This is a genomic window from Ralstonia sp. VS2407, assembly GCF_052950655.1.
In genome coordinates this window covers 1-555 of record NZ_JBRFVG010000113.1, presented here as the reverse complement: position 1 = coordinate 555, position 555 = coordinate 1, and the positions used below count along the sequence as shown (strand labels likewise).

Annotated in this window: 1 protein-coding gene; it reads right to left on the bottom strand. The window is 37.3% G+C overall.

Annotated features, from left to right (window positions below; all coding sequences use genetic code 11):
- Positions 1 to 546: CD3337/EF1877 family mobilome membrane protein (locus ACU8YE_RS24125; protein ID WP_446929886.1), on the bottom strand; the 546-nt coding region annotated here is incomplete at its 3' end.
- Positions 547 to 555: the final 9 nt, after the last annotated feature.

Here is a 555-nt window from a genome sequence, read left to right as displayed (position 1 = left end):
ATTAGTAGTCTTTTCTTGTTTCTTCGGATCAGTATTTTGCTCATGATTACTTTGTATCGATTGGTTTCTTCGATTAGATAATCTTTTGCTTTTTGAACCTCTGTTTTCTTTTGTAGAATCAGTTGCTAATTTACCTGCAACTGCTACACCGCCATCAAAAGCCAACGCTCGGCCAACATTTCGATTGAGTTGACGAAATTTACGGTTCATTAACATTTGAGGTTTTCGCATCACACGCCTACTCATAGACTGACTATCGTTACTTTGGAGATTGAACATACTCATAATGTCGCCTAATTTGAAATAAATCCCGGCAAAGGTTACAATTTGTAGAAATGCTACCATAAAGAACGGATAGGTTGCTGAAATATTGAAAAACATCGTAGAGATACTAAATGCTGTCGTGATGACCAATGTCACTCCCGCTCGCATCATAATCGTGTTAAATAAGCGAACAATCGCTTTCTTTCCCAAACTTTCATAGGTCGGTAACATGGACAACAGGAAACTAATTGGGAGAAACATCGCAAAGATAATGAAAAGAATTTGGGAAAA